General features: G+C 74.4%; 14 protein-coding genes and 1 pseudogene. 4 read left to right on the forward strand and 11 right to left on the reverse strand.

What is annotated here, in order from left to right:
- Positions 1 to 119 precede the first annotated feature (119 nt).
- From WMF42_RS04885 to WMF42_RS04930, 10 genes are all read right to left on the reverse strand, one after another.
- On the reverse strand, positions 120 to 1,196 hold the full coding sequence (locus WMF42_RS04885) for a metallophosphoesterase (RefSeq protein WP_437690496.1): 1,077 nt from the start codon (positions 1,194 to 1,196) through the stop codon (positions 120 to 122).
- 99 nt (positions 1,197 to 1,295) lie between these two features.
- Positions 1,296 to 1,841, reverse strand: a complete 546-nt coding sequence (locus WMF42_RS04890; protein WP_061608815.1) for a DUF1232 domain-containing protein — start codon at positions 1,839 to 1,841, stop codon at positions 1,296 to 1,298.
- A 121-nt stretch (positions 1,842 to 1,962) separates the two neighbouring features.
- Positions 1,963 to 2,118 carry a hypothetical protein gene (locus WMF42_RS04895; RefSeq protein ID WP_437690498.1) on the reverse strand — a complete coding sequence of 52 codons (156 nt, stop codon included), beginning with the start codon at positions 2,116 to 2,118 and terminating at the stop codon, positions 1,963 to 1,965.
- Between the two features lie 13 nt (positions 2,119 to 2,131).
- Complete coding sequence (locus WMF42_RS04900) at positions 2,132 to 3,235, reverse strand: hypothetical protein (RefSeq protein ID WP_437690500.1); 1,104 nt, start codon at positions 3,233 to 3,235, stop codon at positions 2,132 to 2,134.
- Positions 3,236 to 3,281: 46 nt separating this feature from the next.
- A complete protein-coding gene (locus tag WMF42_RS04905) occupies positions 3,282 to 4,355 on the reverse strand; it encodes a dipeptidase (RefSeq protein ID WP_437690502.1) in 1,074 nt (357 codons plus the stop codon).
- Positions 4,352 to 5,704 (reverse strand): serine/threonine-protein kinase, encoded by a 1,353-nt coding sequence (locus tag WMF42_RS04910; protein ID WP_061608818.1) that lies wholly within the window; start codon positions 5,702 to 5,704, stop codon positions 4,352 to 4,354. The genes WMF42_RS04905 and WMF42_RS04910 overlap by 4 nt, the downstream gene beginning before the upstream one ends.
- Positions 5,705 to 5,818: 114 nt before the next feature.
- Positions 5,819 to 8,431 (reverse strand): transglycosylase SLT domain-containing protein, encoded by a 2,613-nt coding sequence (locus tag WMF42_RS04915; protein WP_437690504.1) that lies wholly within the window; start codon positions 8,429 to 8,431, stop codon positions 5,819 to 5,821.
- A gap of 84 nt (positions 8,432 to 8,515) precedes the next feature.
- Entirely contained in the window at positions 8,516 to 9,019 is a 504-nt protein-coding gene (locus WMF42_RS04920; protein WP_437690505.1) for a hypothetical protein, read from the reverse strand.
- A gap of 234 nt (positions 9,020 to 9,253) precedes the next feature.
- Complete coding sequence (locus WMF42_RS04925) at positions 9,254 to 9,643, reverse strand: c-type cytochrome (protein ID WP_155798459.1); 390 nt, start codon at positions 9,641 to 9,643, stop codon at positions 9,254 to 9,256.
- A gap of 527 nt (positions 9,644 to 10,170) precedes the next feature.
- Positions 10,171 to 11,598, reverse strand: coding sequence for a sensor histidine kinase (locus tag WMF42_RS04930; protein WP_437690507.1), 1,428 nt, complete (start codon positions 11,596 to 11,598; stop codon positions 10,171 to 10,173).
- A gap of 180 nt (positions 11,599 to 11,778) precedes the next feature.
- Between WMF42_RS04930 and WMF42_RS04935 the strand changes: the two genes are divergently transcribed.
- Entirely contained in the window at positions 11,779 to 11,919 is a 141-nt protein-coding gene (locus WMF42_RS04935; RefSeq protein ID WP_437690509.1) for a hypothetical protein, read from the forward strand.
- Between the two features lie 67 nt (positions 11,920 to 11,986).
- Here WMF42_RS04935 and WMF42_RS04940 read toward each other — a convergent pair whose 3' ends face one another.
- The gene (locus tag WMF42_RS04940; protein ID WP_437690511.1) at positions 11,987 to 12,133 is read right to left on the reverse strand and encodes a hypothetical protein; all 147 of its coding nucleotides are present in this window, start codon (positions 12,131 to 12,133) and stop codon (positions 11,987 to 11,989) included.
- On the opposite strand from WMF42_RS04940, the pseudogene WMF42_RS04945 reads away from it, so the two are divergent.
- From WMF42_RS04945 to WMF42_RS04955, 3 genes and pseudogenes are all read left to right on the forward strand, one after another.
- Positions 12,081 to 12,731 (forward strand): annotated as a pseudogene (locus WMF42_RS04945) (DUF6531 domain-containing protein); the annotation flags it as partial. The gene WMF42_RS04940 and the pseudogene WMF42_RS04945 overlap by 53 nt on opposite strands.
- Positions 12,732 to 12,901: 170 nt before the next feature.
- Positions 12,902 to 14,140, forward strand: a complete 1,239-nt coding sequence (locus WMF42_RS04950) for an RHS repeat-associated core domain-containing protein (RefSeq protein WP_437690513.1) — start codon at positions 12,902 to 12,904, stop codon at positions 14,138 to 14,140.
- A gap of 7 nt (positions 14,141 to 14,147) precedes the next feature.
- Positions 14,148 to 15,710: a hypothetical protein gene (locus WMF42_RS04955; RefSeq protein WP_437690515.1), complete on the forward strand. Its 1,563-nt coding sequence runs from the start codon at positions 14,148 to 14,150 to the stop codon at positions 15,708 to 15,710.
- Positions 15,711 to 15,745: the final 35 nt, after the last annotated feature.

A 15,745-nucleotide genomic window follows, 5' to 3' on the forward strand; every position in this document is an offset into this window, starting at 1 on the left:
CGGCGCCCGTCAATGGACCCGAGGCGCGCCGCGGCGGCGCGCGCTCGTGTAGGCGTTCTGCGCTGTCCCGACGCGTGTCACGTGTCACGTGTCCGGTGTCGAATCATTGTGTTCGCGGCTCACTTTTTCTCGCCACCAGCGCTTCTTTTCTTCTCGCCCTTGTCGCCGGTCGCGTCGATTGTGTCGCCCGTCAAGATGCGCACCGTGTCACCGGCAATCTCCAGCGCTGCTGGCTTGCCGCCGTAGTGGGCGGCCATGCCGACGTCGATCCGCCAGGCCTTGTCCCCGCAGGCCGAGGTGATGCCGTTTCGCTGGACTGTGTGGCCCATGACCATGCGCTTCGCGGACATCGCGGCGAGCACCTTGTCGAGCGCCGTGCAGGGGCTCGATCCCGGGGTGGGGGGCGGGTCGCTCGAGTAGAGGCGCGCCCACACCGGGCTGTCCTCGGCGACGACGACGGCCGGCGGCGGGGCCTTGCCCTCCATCCATGCGCGCACCTCTCGGTTGATCCTCCCCACGCCGTACCGCGTGTGCGACGGGAGCACACCGCCGTGCGCGAAGACAGTGTCGCCGACCGTGATGATCACGTCGCGCGCCGCGAGCTTCTTCGCGTAGGGGCCGCCGGGCGCGAACGCGGCGGCGCGGGCCCGCGCGGGCGGCGGCACCGGCGCGAGCCGGGGGGCCGCTGTGTCGAGCCCGGGTGCGTCCTCGAAGTCCTTGAAGCCGCCCTCGGTGACGTAGCGGAAATCGAGCTGGACGTTCATGACCTCGTGGTTGCCGTTCAAGGCGTAGACCGCGCCGCCGGCCGCGCGCGCCTCCTCGGCGAGGCGGTCGAAGAGGTCCACGATGGCCTGCTCGCCGTCGCCGCGGTCGACCTCGTCGCCCGTCTGGACGAGCACGAGCTTCCCGCCGATCCAGCGATCCGAGCCGTCGATCGCGCCCGCGATCCGGAGGACCGCGCGCGTGGCCTCGAGGTCGCCGTGCACGTCGCCGATGGCCACCACGCGCTCGGCGGCGGGGCGGGCGTAGGAGCGATCGGCGTCGGGCGGCGGGGCGGGATCGGCCCCGGCGGAGCTCGGGGCGGGCGTCGGGGCGGCGGGGGTGGGTCGCTGCGCCGTCGAGGCCGGGCGATCGGCGTCGCAGGCCGCGGCGAGCAGCGCGGCGAGCAGCACGGAGAGGCGGGGAGCGGCTGACATCGGACGCGGTCCTCCGGGGGTTGCGCTTGGTGTACACCGCCGGCGGCGCTCGCGCCGCGTCGTGCGGCGGGGCGCCGTCGCGCGATCGGACGGGGAGCTTCAGGCCGGGAGCTTGGCCGAGAGGAAGGATTTCAGCTTGATCAGGTTCTTCGCGTCGCGGCTGAAGGTCGGGGCGGTGTAGCTCGATGCCCAGCCGGTGATCTCGTGCAGGAACGACGTGCGGACCTGCTCGTCGCCGAGGATGTCGTCGACGGTGCGGCCGCGCGCGGCGCCCTTCTCCAGCGAGCGCACGTAGCCCTTGAGCCGGGCGTTGTCGGCGCCGAGCAGCTCCGCGATGAGCTCCGCGTCGCGGGCGAGCCGCGCGACTGTCGGCGCCTGGTCGCGCAGCACCGGGCTCTCCGCCGCCGCGAACGACGCGGCGACGCGCAGCACGAAGGCGTCGTCGAGGAAGCCGAGGTCCTCGATGCCGTCCGGGATGAGGTCGAGCGACTTGAAGAGGTAGTTGAGGCCGCCCGCCAGCGAGCGGCGCGCGGGCTCCGGGATGTCCGGCGAGGCGAGCAGGCCCGCCAGGTCGGCGGCGTCGGAGGCGAGGCTGCGCAGCCACTCGGGGAACGTGTCGAGACAGCGGTCGTCCAGATCGGTCATGGGATCCTCCCGGCGGGAGCGGGAGGGTAGTCCGACCGGCGCGGCGCCGTCCACGCCGGCGATGCAGGCCACGGCGCGCCGGCGGGCGGCGTGCGCGCGCGGCGGCGCCGGGACCGGATCTTCACCCGCGGGCCCGCAGCTCGGACAGGAGCTCCTCCGCGTCGATGCCTCCCCCCGTTCGCAGCACGGCGAGCCCCGCCTCCAGGGTCGCGCGCAGCTCGGCCCGCTCCTCGTCGTCCAGCCCGTCGCCGGGCTCGGCCACGAGCCGCTCGAGCATTGTGCCCCTGCCGCTACCCACCGGTCGCCCCGACGCGCCCCGTGACGCTCGCGCTGGCGCGGACGCTCACCTGGATCCGCACCGACGCGCTCGTCGATGCCTCCGCCGCCCCGGCGACGCACGCGAGCGCGTGCGCGCCCGCGTCGCCCACGATGCGCGGCAGCGCGGCGCCGACCTGGACCACCGTCTGGGCGTCGCCGAGGAGCCTCCGGCCGAGCGCCACCTCGGCGTGCAGCAGCGCCGGCAGGTTGGCCTGCAGCGTCGCCGCGAGCCGCGCGGCCATCTCGGCGCCCTGCGACGGGCGCACCTGGACGAGCGCCGGCGTGCAGGCCGCGTAGACGTCCGCGTGCGCGCGGCAGCTCGCCTCGCACTCGGCGTCGGCGCTCGGGGGCCGCACCATCCCCGCGCACTGCGGCGCCTGCCAGGTGCCCTCGCAGCGCGCGTGGCAGGTCGCGTCGCAGCCGCCGTCGCACTCGCCGTCGCAGTACCCGACGCAGCGCCCCTGCGCGTCGTACGCCGAGCACTGCCCGCGGCACTGCCCGGCGCAGCGCCCCTCGCACCGCCCCGCGCAGCGGCCCTGGCAGTAGCCGGAGAGCCGCGCGGGCTCGCACTGCGCCACGATCTGCCCCGGATCGAGCTGCACGTCGCACGCGCCGCTGCAGCGCGCCCCGGCCTGGGCGTTCGCCTGGCACATCGGCGGCGTCACCGCGACCTGCACGCCGGCGCCCTGGCGCAGGATCGCGTCGACGGCCGCCGCGACAGGGCCGCAGGCGCCGCTCGCCTGGCCCCCCGCCTCGTCGCGCGGCGCCATCTGCGCGGGGTGGATCCCGAGGTCCGCGCCCATCCGGCGGCAGGCGTCGGCCACCTGCGCCTCGATCGCCGCGGACACGTCGGCCATGTCCTTCGCCGCCTGCACGAACGTCCTCACCTTCGCGTTCGCCCGCGCGTCCGCGGAGAAGTGGGCCCCGAGGACGTCGCCCGGCCCGCGCAGCTCGGGGCAGACGGCCGCGCCCACGCCCTCCAGGTGACCGAGCTCCGCGCAGCTCGGGCCTGCGGCGGACGCGACGACAGCGAGGGCGGCGAGCCCCCGCACCGACAGGGCGACATTCGTGCGCATGCGCGCCCTTACCACGACCGCCCCGGCGGCGCGCGGCGGCCTTCGCCTACCCGCCCGCGCCGCCGGCCGCGCTCCCGCCCGCCGGCCGCCAGCCGAGGATGCGCAGCGCGTTCCGGGAGAAGACCTTCTCCACGTCGTCCCGCGACATCCCCCGCTGCCGGAGCCGCGCGGCCAGGGCCGGCAGCGCCGACGCGTCGCCGAGCCCCTTCGGCGGGATGATCCCCCCGTCGAAATCCGAGCCGATCGCGACGTGATCGACGCCGGCCACCCGGACCATGTGGTCGACCTGGGCGATCACGTCGTCGAGGTCGGCCTCGCGCGCGCCGTTCACGAACGGGGCGTGGAAGTTGAGCCCCGCGACCCCGCCGCTCCGCCCGATGAGCCGGAGCTGCTCGTCCGTCAGGTTGCGCGGCCGGTTCGCGATCGCGCGCGCGTTCGAGTGGGTCGCGACGATCGGCGCGCCGTGCGCCGCGGCGATCGGGGCGAGATCCGCGAACGCGGCGTCCGAGATGTGCGAGACGTCGATGAGCGCGCCCTGCGCGTACACGCGCTCGCAGAACCGCTTGCCGAGCTCGGTGAGCCCGAACGCCGCCGGCTCGCCGGTCGCGGACGACGAGAGCCGCGTGTTCTGCGCGTGGTTCGGGCTGATGAGCCGCACGCCGCGCGCGATGAAGCGGTCGATCTGCGCGATGTCCGCCGCGAACGCGCCGGCCCCCTCGATCGAGAGGAAGGTGCTGATCCTCCCCGGCTCGGCCCGCGCCGCGCCGAGCGGGAGGAGCACCGGGTTCGCGGCGATGATCGCGTCGATGGTCGCGAGGATCGCGCTGGCGTCCTCGATCTGCGGGCCCTCGGGCCGCGCGCGGTCGGGCAGGTAGATCGGCAGGACGATGCCGAGGTAGTTGCCCGCGACGAGCGTGTCCCTGCGGGCGTGGCCCTCGTCGAGGCGAAGGGCGCGCCCCTTGAAGTGGACCTGCCAGGGCACGTCGACGTGCAGGTCGACAACGTGCACGGGCGGCTCGCGCGCGCCGGCCTCGTCGCCGCGCAGGCTCCGCGGGGCGCCCAGGGCGCCGGCGGCGCACGTGACGGCGAGCAGCGCGCGGACGCGGCCCGCGGCGCTCACCCGCTCACCAGCACGCCGATCGCGAAGCCGACGGCGAGGCACACGAGGCCGATCACCCCCACGAGCCACCAGGCCGCGCCCTCGGAGGCCGCGGCCTCGGAGGGGAGGGGGACCTCCACGACCCGCACGTCGTAGTGGCCGCCAGCGAGCGTCGGCACGCCCGTGGGCCGCTGCGCGCTGATGTACGTCGACCCGGCGGCCACCGGGGCCACGGGGGGAGGGGACACGGGGAACGTCGCCGTCGGCGCGATCGACGGGGTCGCCTGCGTCGGCGGCGTGGTCCCGCGCGGCGGGGGCACCGTCGGGGGCCGCGGCGCGACATGCATGCTCGCCGTCGCGCCCTGGACCGGCTGCGGCGTGTGCGGCTGCGGCGGCTGGTGCGGCGGCGGCTGGTGCGGCGGCGGCAGCGAGGGCAGGTGGTGCGGCGGGGGCGACGCGTGCGGCTCGGACCACCCGCCGGGCATCGCGACGCCGGTGCGGTGCGCGATGGCGCCGAGCGTCTGCGCCATCTCCTCGGCCGTCTGGAAGCGCCCGTTCACGTCCTTGCAGAGGGCGCGCTGGAAGAAGAGGCTCCAGGCGGCGAGGTGCGGCGCGGCCTGCTCGATCGGGCGCACCTCCTTCGCGAGCACGGCCGTGAGCCGCGCGAACTCGTTCTCGGCGGGGAACGGCTGCGTCGCCGTGAGCATCTCGTAGAAGATCACGCCAACGCTCCAGAGATCGGTGCGCGCGTCGACGCCCTGCGCGTTCTTGATCTGCTCGGGGCTCATGTAGCCGGGCGTCCCGAGGAGCGTGCCGGCGCGGGTCTTCAGGCCCATGCCGCCCGCCGCGTCCATCACCTTCGCGATGCCGAAGTCGAGCACCTTGACGCGGAAGCCGCCGCGCGGGTCGCGCACGAGGAACAGGTTCTCCGGCTTCAGATCGCGGTGGATCACCTTGTGGCCGTGCGCCGCCATCAGCGCCTGGAGCACCTCGTGGATGATCGGCACGGCCTGCGGCGGGGGGATGGGGTTGCCCGCGCTGATGTACGCGGAGAGCGGCACGCCCTGCAGGAGCTCCATCACGAGGTACGGCGTGCCGTCCTCGGCCCGCGCCGCCTCGAAGACCGAGGCGATGTTCTGGTGGACGAAGCCCTTCGTCGCCTCGGCCTCGGCGAAGAAGCGGTGGAGGACCTGCTCGTCCTGCGTGAACTCCGGGTGCAGCACCTTGATCGCGCGCTTGCCGTCGCCGCGCAGGCCGTCGGCCTCGTAGACAGCGCCCATGCCCCCCTCGCCGAGGAGGCGCACGATCCGGAAGCGCCCGTTCAGAACGGCGCCCACGAGCTGATGGGAGGGGCTCGAGGGGTCGACCACGCGCGGACTGTACCAAAGCTCCCGCGTTGCCCGCTCGCCGAAACCTCGGCGAAGGGCGCGCGAGCAAGCTGTTGACGTGGGCGCGCGCCCAGGTTCCACGCGCGTGGGCGCGCGTCAGGGCGCGGCGTTCGCGACCGCCGAGCGCGCCGCCGGGCTCGCCGGCAGCGGCGTGCGCAGCGCCTCGCCCGGCTGCGCGCCGGCGTAGAGGAGCTCGTAGACGGCGAGGCTCGTCATCACGCGCTTCGTGTAGAGCCGGGTCTCCTCGTACGGGATGCGCTCGACCCACAGGTCGAAGCTCTGCGACGGGCGCTCGGCGATCCACCGCTTCGGCGCGCCGCCGCCCGCGTTGTAGGCGGGGATGGCGAGCAGCGGGTTGTCCGAGAACTGGCCGCGCAGCACCGAGAGGTAGCGGCAGCCGAGCGCGACGTTGACCTCGGGGCGCTTCAGCGCCTCGGCGCTCCACGGCAGCCCGAGCGGCTTGGCCATGCGCTTCGCTGTCGGCACGATGAGCTGCATCAGCCCGTACGCGTCCGCGTGCGAGGCCACCTTCGGGTCGAAGGCCGACTCCTCGCGCATGATCGCGTAGGCGAGGGCCTCGGGGATCCCGCTGCGCTTCGTCTCCGCGGCGACGACGGCGGCGAACGGGCGCGGGTACGCGAGCTCCCACGCGGCGCGCCAGCGCCCGACCGGGTAGTGGTCGACCCACTCGACATTTCCCGCGATCTCGGCGCGGCCGTCGGCCGGCGCCGCCATCGCGGTGCGCAGGATGCTGTACGACTGCGGCAGCGCGCCCGCGCGCGCGAGCAGGAACGCCGAGGCCCACATCACCTCGCGCGGCGCCGTGCGGCCGCCGACGCCGAGCAGGTCGAGCTCGCGCCGCGCGAGCCGCGCCTCGCCCTGGCGCGCGAGCTCGACCGCGCGCGTGAACGCGGGGCGCGCGAACGCGGGGCTCCGCAGCTCGGTGTAGGGCCTGCTGGCGTCGCGATCCATGGCCGCGGCGAGGGCGCGCTGGGCGGCCGCGGGGTCGATCTCGGCGAGCCGGGCGTGGGCGAGCGCCATGTAGAACGACAGCGGGTAGTCGCGGATCACCTGCTCGAGCAGCGCCTTGCCCTTGTCGGGCGAGCCGGTCTCGATGTGGGCGCGGCCGAGGTAGTACGGGAGCCTGCCGGCGGCGTGGTACGCGCGCTCGTGCGGGAAGCGCTCGAGCGCGCGCTCGAGCGGCCGGACCGCGCCTGCCCAGCCGCCGCGCTCCATCTCGAACAGCGCGAGCTCGAACAGCCCGTCGGCGACCATGTCGCCCGCCGGGAAGTCGTCGGGCATGGCGGTGAGCATCTGGACGAACTGCGCCTGGTCCCCGAGCGCGAGCAGCGCCCGCGCCCCGAGGTAGCGCGCGTCGTCCGCGAGCCGGTGATCCGGGTGCTCCTTCTCGAGCAGCGCGAAGCGCGCGGCCGCCTCCGCGTGTCGATCGACGCGCAGCGAGGCGCGCCCGGCGTTGTAGAGCGTCTCGGGTCGCCGCGGGGCGGGCGCGCCCGCGCCGGCGGCGCCGCCGCTCACCGCGGGCGCGTCGGATACAGCCGTCGCAGCCCCGGCCGGCGCGGCTGCCGCGGCCGGCGCGGCGCCGGCGGGCGCGGCTGGCCCGCAGCGCTCGATCGCGGTGCCGTAGACGTCGGCGGCCTCGGGCCTCCGCCGGAGGCGCCCGAGCGCCTCGCCGCGCGCGGCGAACGCGTCGCAGGCGAAGGCCGAGGGCGCCTGCGCCTCGGGCAGCGCGACAAGCGCGTCGGCGACGGCGAGCGCTTCCTTGTCCTGCCGTGACGCGAGCAGGGCGCGCGCGCGGGCGAGCAGGTCGGCGGGCCCGGGGTCGAGGAACGGCTTGCGCCGCGCGAACGGCAGCGTCGACAGGGCCTGGTCCCGGATCTCCTTCGCCTCGCCCGCGCCGGCGCCGCCCGGCGCCTCGTCGATGACGCGCCGGGCGATCCGGATCGCCTCCTCCGCGTGCTGCTCGCCGGGGTGGCGGAGCAGCGCGCGGGCGAAGCGGAGCGCCTCGGGCACCCACGTCGACGCGGGCCAGCTCCGGCCGAGGTACGCGTGCCAGTGCGCGGCCGCGCCCTCGATGTCCCCCTTCTCGGCGAGCGCGCCCGCGACGATGCGATCGATCTCGTCGGCGATCGCGACGTCCGACGCGACGGCGCGCGCGCGCTCGAGCGCCGCGTCGGGCTGGCCCATCCTGGCGAGGAGGTCGGCCGCCGCGAACCGCGCGTGGTCGGCGAGCGGCCCTCCGGCGGCCGCGGCCGCGTCGTACTCCCGCGCGGCGCCGGCCGGGTCGCCCGCGAGCGCGCGCAGCCGCGCGAGCTGGTAGCGGAACGACGCCGCGTCCGCGGCCGGCAGGGGTGTGGCGAGCACCTGGGCCAGCGCGGCGGCCGCGCTGGCGTACGCCTCCTGCTCGACGAGCTTCTGCACAGGCGCGAGCCGCGGGTCGCCCAGCACGGGGGTGAGGCGCTCCGGATCGAACACCGGCGCCTCGCCCGCCGCGCCCGGCACGACCGGCCCCGCCGACGCTGCGGGCGGCGAGCCTGCCGGCGGCGGGACGGCGGGGCAGAGCGGCGGGCAGGTCGCGCCGCGCTGCGCGGCGGGCGTGCCGGCGCAGGAGGCGCCGAGCGCGGCGGTCAGCGCGAGCGCCGCGGTCAGCGCGAGCGCCGCGGCCCCGGAGCGGGCATCCAGCCTGGGCATGCCCGCACCATACTCCGGATCGCGCGCTCGCACAGCGATCCGGCGCCGATCCGGGAGCGCGGCGCGCCGGCGAGCCCGCGGCGATCAGGGCGCGGCGGAGACCACCGTGGCGGCTGTCGCGGCGAAGCGCAGCAGGTCGCCCGAGCGGCCCACGAGCTCGAGGTTGAACGTCGTGCCCGCCGTGAGCTCTCCCGAGGCCCCGACCTCCAGGGCGCTGGAGGTGGCGTCGGGCGGGATCACGAGCGGCGAGACGACGAGCCCCTCCGGAGGCGCGTTGACGATCACGTCGATCGGCGCGTCGAAGCCGTTGAACCGACGGATGGTGAGCGGCACCGAGGTCAGCCCGCCATACGGGATGTCGACGGTCGCGGGGACGACGAGCAGCGTGAAGTCGGGCGCCGCGTCCGTGCCCCCGCCCCCCCCGTCGCCGCTGCCGCCGCCGCCGCCGCCGCCGCCACTGCCGCCGCCGCCGTTGCCCTCGGCGCTGCTCGTCGTGGTGCTCCCGTGCCCGGCCTGTCCGCCGGCGCCCTCGCTCACAGGTGGGTCGCCGGAGCACCCGATGGCGGAGAGGATCGTTGCCAGTACCACGGCAAAGCTGAATCTATGCTGTAAACGCATCCCGTCTTGCATCGTTCTGAAGAGGGTTGTCTTGCGTCCGAGGGGCGATGTCCCGGGCGCAGCCCGGTCACGCTATCGCTGCTCCGGCGCGGGCTGCAAGCGGCAGCGCGGCAGCGGTCCGGGGGCGGTCGCCGGCGCGCCGTCTCATGAGACGGCGCGCTGGCGTTCAGCGGTGGTTGGGGGGGAGGGGGAGCGCGGTGTCGATTACAGCGCTTCGCAGGCGAGGTAGACGCGGATGGACTCGACGGTCTCGTCGGGGAGCGGCGAGCCGACGGGCATCGTGCCGTCCTCGACCCGCTTGTAGATCTCCTCCGCCTCGGCGGTGACGGTCGCCGGGTCGTCGACGTTGACGGTGACGGGCGCGCCGCCGCGGCTCACGGCGTCCGTCTTTTCCTTGGTGTGACAGGTGATGCAGTTGGTCTGGAGCGCGTCGAAGCCCGCCATCACCTGGGCATCGGGGTTGGGCGGGCACTCACCGAGCGGTCCCACCTCGGTGTTGTTCCCGTCCTGCGGATCATCCGAGCCGCCGCAGCCCGGGAGAGCACCAATGAAGAGGGGGGCAAGGCAGAACAAGAGAATCGTACGAACGTGCATCCAAGCACCTCAGTTGCGAGTTAGGGAAGCGCGGTGAGCCGGGGGTCGAGCCTCCGGCCGTGCAGGCCGGCATGGCGCCGCGCGTGGATGGTGCCTGGCGCCGCGCACCGGGTCAACAAAGACGGATCGGCGTGAATTGAAGGGTCCAGCGCGGTCCGGGGAGGCCGTGTTGTACACACAGACGGCACCCACGGTCGCCCGACGCGGCAACCTTGTACAAAACGAGGTGTCCTGGGTCGCCCGATGCGGCAACCTTGTACAAAATTCGAGGTCTTCAGGGTCGTCGGAGGCGGCAACCTTGTACAAATTCGAGGCGCCGCGGGCCGTTCGAGGCAACAACTTTGTACAGGTTCGAGGTGCCGCGGGTCGTTCGAGGCGGCGACCCTGTACGAGGGCGGCACCGCCGGGTCCGTTCGAAGGAGGCGGCTACCACGGCACGTCCGGGACCGGCGTGTCGGGCACGATCTCGGGGAGGGCCTCCTCGTCCGCGGCCGGCGCGCCCTCGCCGTTCGTTGGAGCACGTCTGGTCATCGGGGGGCCGTCTCCCGGATATCGCGCGCTGGTGCTGGAGCTATCTCGGACGCGTGCGCCGCCTCGGTGCTCGCTCTGGGCAGCTCGAACCAGAAGACGCTCCCCTTGCCCACGACCGTGCGGAGGCCCACGCGGCCGCCGTGCGCCTCGGTCAGGCGTTTGACGGTGGCGAGGCCCAGGCCCAGACCCGGCACTCGAGCGCCTTGCGCTCGGACGTGAGGCTCGAACACCATCTGCTCGAGGGCCGGCGCCACGCCGGGCCCCGTGTCTTCCACCTCGATCCGCACAGCGTCGCTCGTGTCGAGCACCCGGATCACGATGCGACAGACCGCCGAATCGCCGACGTACTTGAGCGCGTTGCGGATCAGGTTGGCGAGGATGCTGGTCAGCACGCCGGGGTTCGCGATCACCGCGCACGGGGCGAAGGGCTCGACGCGGAGCTCCACGCCGAGCTCCACCGCGACAGGGACGAGCTCGACCATGAGATCGTCGATGACGGGGCTCACCTCGGCGCGCGCGCCAGGTTCCGGCCTCGCGCCAGCGCGAGCGAACCCCAGGAGCCCGTCGGTCGTGCGCTTGATACGCGCGATGGCCTTCCGGCCCCGTTCGAGCGCCTCTCGTGCCGGATCTCCCTCGCTGCACCGCCGCAAGGCGAGGTCCAGCGAGAGCGCGACCGAGCCGAGGGGGCTGAGCACGTCGTGCGCGACCCGACCGGCGAACTGCTCGAGCTCATCCGCTCGACGCTCCAGGAGCACGCCCTGCCCCCAGAGCAGCCTCACATGACGACGGATCTGCACGGCGGCCGCCGCGCAGGCCAGCAGCGCGAACGTCACGCTCGCTGTGTTGAGCACGAGCGCGATCCGACGAAAGCGAACGCGGTTGGCTGCGATCTCGATCGCCAGACGGCGTGCCTGTCGCGCGTTGAGCTCGACGCTCGCCATCACGGCCTCGCTCGTCCCGTTGAAGTCCGCTCGCAGCGTGTCCATGAGCTTGTTGGCCTCGTCCGGATGGCCGTTCGCCAGCAGCGCGAGGGCCCGGTCGGTGTCCATCGCGAGCTTGCCGAGCTCCTGAGCGACTGTCTGCCACTGCTTGAGCTCTCCCGGATAAACGGGGATGCCGAGGTAGGCGTCGAGGCTCCGGGATAGATTGTCACGCGCCTCGTCGAGCTCGTGGCGGTCGAACGGGCGGCCCAGCGCGGCGTTGTTGACAAGGTCGCTCAGGAGCGCCTGGTTATGTCTCAGCTCGGCGCGCGCGGTCGCCAGGTGGATGATGCTCGGCGTGGCGTTCTCCGCCAAGCTCCTGGCCGCCGCGTCGATCTCGGCGGCCCGGTGCTCTGCGTAGCCGGCCGAGATCACGAAGCTGGCGATAGCGACGAAAAACGCGGCAAATAGCGACAGAAGGATAGACGGCAGCCGCTCGAGCATAAGAGAAGACTTCGACCTCGCCGGGTCCTTCCGCCGTCGCATCTCCATGCCGGGATGCTGGTCCGCCGCCCGCCCGAGCGCAACGCGGGAGGAGCGCCGGAGCCGGCGGCTCGCCCGGGCACGCCGTCTGTCATCGCAGGGCGCAGAGGGCCCGGGTCAGGCTCTGAGATTCGAGGTTGGATGATCGAGCACCTGGAGGCGCTCATCGACAACCACCTCGATCGGCGCTCTTACGGCGTTTCTCCCGATCAACGAACCGTGCGGTCGTCGCGTGTGCCGGCCTTGCACCGGGCCCGCACGCGCGCCGCTCCGACATCGTGATATCGTGTTGTGGCCGGGACACGTCTCGTGCGACGCTCGAGAGCGCCATGGGCAAGGTCACCGCTCTTCACATGGACACGATCACGGAGAAATCGGGGCACCAGATGACCGGCATGGCCGTCAGCGTGTGCCTGACGCCCGCGGCGCCGAGCCCGCTGCCGATCCGGTACCCGACGATGGGCACCGTGGCCGAGGGGATCATCGATCCGTGCATGCGGACCAAGATCGAAGGGGCGAAGATCCTCACTGTCGGCGGCTGCATGAAGGCCTGTCACGGCAACGAGCCAGGCACACTCAAAGAGGTCGTCAGCCTCAACACGGGGGGGCCGTGCTTTCCCTGGCTGGGCGCGCCCAACGTCCTCATCGAGTTCGGCATGGCCGGCATCACGGGCAGCATGGGCCAGATGAACAAGAGCATCACCGTCGGCGCCGGGGTGAGCGCGAGCAACGCCGCGGGCGGCGGCGGCGGCGGCAGCAGCGCCGGCGGTCCGGGCGGCGGCGGCCCTCAGGGCCCGGGCAACGGCGGCGGTGGTGGCGGCGGCAGCAGCCAGGGCGCGGGCCCGCCGAGCCCACCCGCGCCGCCGGGGGCGGATGGCCAGGCGTCCGCGGGGCACCCGATCGACGTCGTGAGCGGGGCCATGTACACGAACCCGGTCGAGGATCTCGAGCTGCCGGGGCCCCTGGTGCTGACCCTGGAGCGAAGCTACTCGACCGCGGCCGTGCGGCGTCGCTGCGGTATCGGGTGGGGGTGGTCGCACGATCTCGCCTGGAGCGCCCGGCGCCGCGGCGATGAGCTCGAGCTCGCCGCGCCGGGCGGTCGCGCCCAGGTGCTCTCCTGCCCCGCGCAGGATCAGGTCCTGCTCCTGCCGTTCGGTGTCCGCGTCGCCGCCGTCGGAGAGGATCTTCTCGTCGAAGACGACGACGGCCTCGTGCGGGTGCTGCGCCGCGCCGCCCCCGGGCGCGCGCGTGGACGTGGAGCCGGGTGGGCCCGGTCGCGGCGGTCACGGACAGCGAGCGCGGCGCGCGCCAGTACGACCTCGACGTCGAGGGCAGACCGCTCCGCCTCCACGGCCTCGGCGCCGACGAGCAGTTCACGTACGCGGCCCAGGGAACGCCGATCCCGTCGCGCGGCCCCGCGTGGTCGATCGGCGGGGACGGCCGCCCCCTGCGCGCGGGCGGCGCCGAGATCCAGTGGGACGCCCGTGGCCGCCTCGCAGCGCGCGCCGGTCAGGGGCCGCTGCAGACCTGGCGCTACGAGTACGACGAGCGCGACCGCCTCGTCGCAGCGGTCCGCGGCGACGGCCTCGTCGTCCGTTACCTGTACGACCCCCTCGGCCGCTGCGTCGCGCAGGCGCACGGCAACGGCGAGAGCACCTGGTTCGGCTGGGATGGCGAGAGCCTCATCGAGGAGCGCCCGACGAGGGGGCCGTCGATCCAGCGCGTCTTCGATGACGACGGCTTCACGCCGCTCCTCGAGGCGCGCGACGGCAAGGACTGGCGGATGGTCGTGACCGACGCGGCCTCGACGCCCTGGCTCTACCTGCACCGCGACGGGCGCGCGTCGGAGATCGATCTCGGCGCCTTCGGCCGCGTCACGCGCGCGACAGGCGATCCCGGCGCGCTCCGGTTCGCCGGGCAGCGCGCCGACGCGGTGACCGGCCTGCACTACAACCGCCACCGCTTCTACGACCCGGCGACGCACGTCTTCCTGACCCCCGACCCGCTCGGCCTGCTGGGCGCGCTGCAGGAGATCGGGTTCGTCCCCAACGTCACGATCTTCATCGACCCTTCCGGGCTCACGACGATCGTCGTGGGCGCGCCGGCCGACGCGACCATCCAGCAGCATGTCGCCATGATCCAGGCGCAGAATCCAGGCGCTCGCGTGCTTCGCTACCGCGAGCGACGCGCGCTCGGCCAATCCAGCCGCGACCTACGCGGGCACCACGTCCGTCGGGCCAGGCGGCCACCAGTGGGGCCCGGGCATGATGCCGCCGAACTGGACGGGCGGCACGACGCCGTACGTGCATCAAGGCACCTGGATCGAGACGCGCCCCGGCCCGCAGGGGGGCCGCGGCCGGCGCCGGCGCTGATCAGCCCGGAGCGAGGAGCGAGACGAGCCCGTGCGTTTCATCAATCCTTATCCGTACGGTCACCCTCCGCGAAACGAGGATCTGCAGAGCGCGCTGGCTGCGGCGGCCGCGGGCACACTGGTCGGCGGTGACGAACGCGTGCTCGCCGAGCTGGACCGAGCGGCGCTGAAGGCCCTCGGAACGGCGCTCGAGATGCGCGAGGACAAGCCTTACTTCGACGAGCGGTGCCGCGCGCCGCACGGGCTGCCGCAGCTCGGGATCGTGCTCGCGGCGGAGGGCGGGCCGGTGGGTCGGGTGGACCTCTACCCGGAGAACCATTCGATCTACTGGCGGGGCCTCGACTGGAAGCAATGGTGTGGCTGGGCCGAGCTGAGCGTCCCGCGCGCGCTGCTCGAGCAGCTCGCCGCGCACGGCGCACCGGAGCCGCTCGAGGACGTGACGCGCTGGAGCAGCCAGGAAGGCGAGCGCGCACGGGTCGAATGGCGCAAGACGATCCCGCCGAACCTCAAGGGCCCCTGGTGCGCCTCGGTGGATTGCCTCCTGGACCCCTGGCACATGCTGAAGGCGGCGGCGTGGATCGAGCAGGCTGGCGCGAACATGCGCAGGGCCCGAGGGCTCCTGGAATGGTACGGGGCGGGGTCGGGGCCGTTCGCGCGCCGGCCCGATTACGAGTTTCTCCCGCGGCTCCTGCTCGGCCGCTTCTCCGGCGAGGATCTCCAGCGGGCGCTCCAGTCCCAGCCGAGCGACCGTGCGCTCGCGGGCGCAGGGCGCCAGCTCCTGGATGCCGGGCCGCTCTCCCCGGGCGCCCGCGCCGGGCTTGTCGAGCCGCTCGATGCGAGGCTCCGCGAGGCGATTGTCGAGGCGGTACGCAGGTTCGCGTCCGGCGAGGACGCGGATCTGCTCCGCGAGCGGCTCTTCCCGGCGCCGTTCGTCCCGCCGGAGCCCACCGCGCTGGTCGGCGCCTCGAGCTCGCTGCACCTGCGCCGCCCGGTGGCCGCCGGCGACGCGGCGGTCTATGCGGTGGATTTCCAGGACATCGTGCGCCTCGAGGGGGGCGCGCGCTCCGTCCTCGGCAAGCTCCTTGGCGACGCCGTCCTCGCGGTCCGGGGCGGCCGGCTGCTCGTGGGCAAGGGCGGCGGCGTGCAGGAGCTCGATGCGCGGGGGAGCGTCGTGGCCGTGCACCCCGCTGCGACGCCCGAGCAGGCGGCCGCCGCACGCGCTGTCGCCGCGGTCTGGTCCGCGCCGGCCGCGGCGCCGGTCCTGGGCGAGCCGCTCGGGCCCACGCCCGAGGAGCGCGAGGCGTTCGAGGCGCTCGCGCACCTCGGGCTCGGCGCGCCGCCCTCGGCGCGCGCCGTGGGGCGCGATCACCTCGAGGCGGGCAAGCGCGCGATTGTCCGCCGCGGCGAGGCGGGCGCGCCGCCCCGGAGGATCGCGCTGCCCGGGCGCGCCGTGCTGCACGCCTTCTCGGCGTCGCACCTCGTGCTCGCGCTCGACGCCGGCGACGCTTGCCGGATCGCGTGGGTGGAGGAGGGGAGCGACGCGCTGCGCCTGTCGCCGCCGCTCCGGATCGCCCCGCGCGCGATCCGCTTCCTGCTCGCCACGGGCGACGCCGCGCTGCTCGGCGTCGACCTGGGCGCCGGCGAGGTCGTGCTGCGCGTCGGCATCGAGAGCGCCGGTGGGGCGCGACCCGGGCGGTCATGAGCGCTCGAGGTGCCGAATGCAAGCTGGCACCTTTC

The organism is Sorangium sp. So ce176 (assembly GCF_051519835.1).
Lineage (GTDB): Bacteria > Myxococcota_A > Polyangia > Polyangiales > Polyangiaceae > Sorangium > Sorangium cellulosum_G.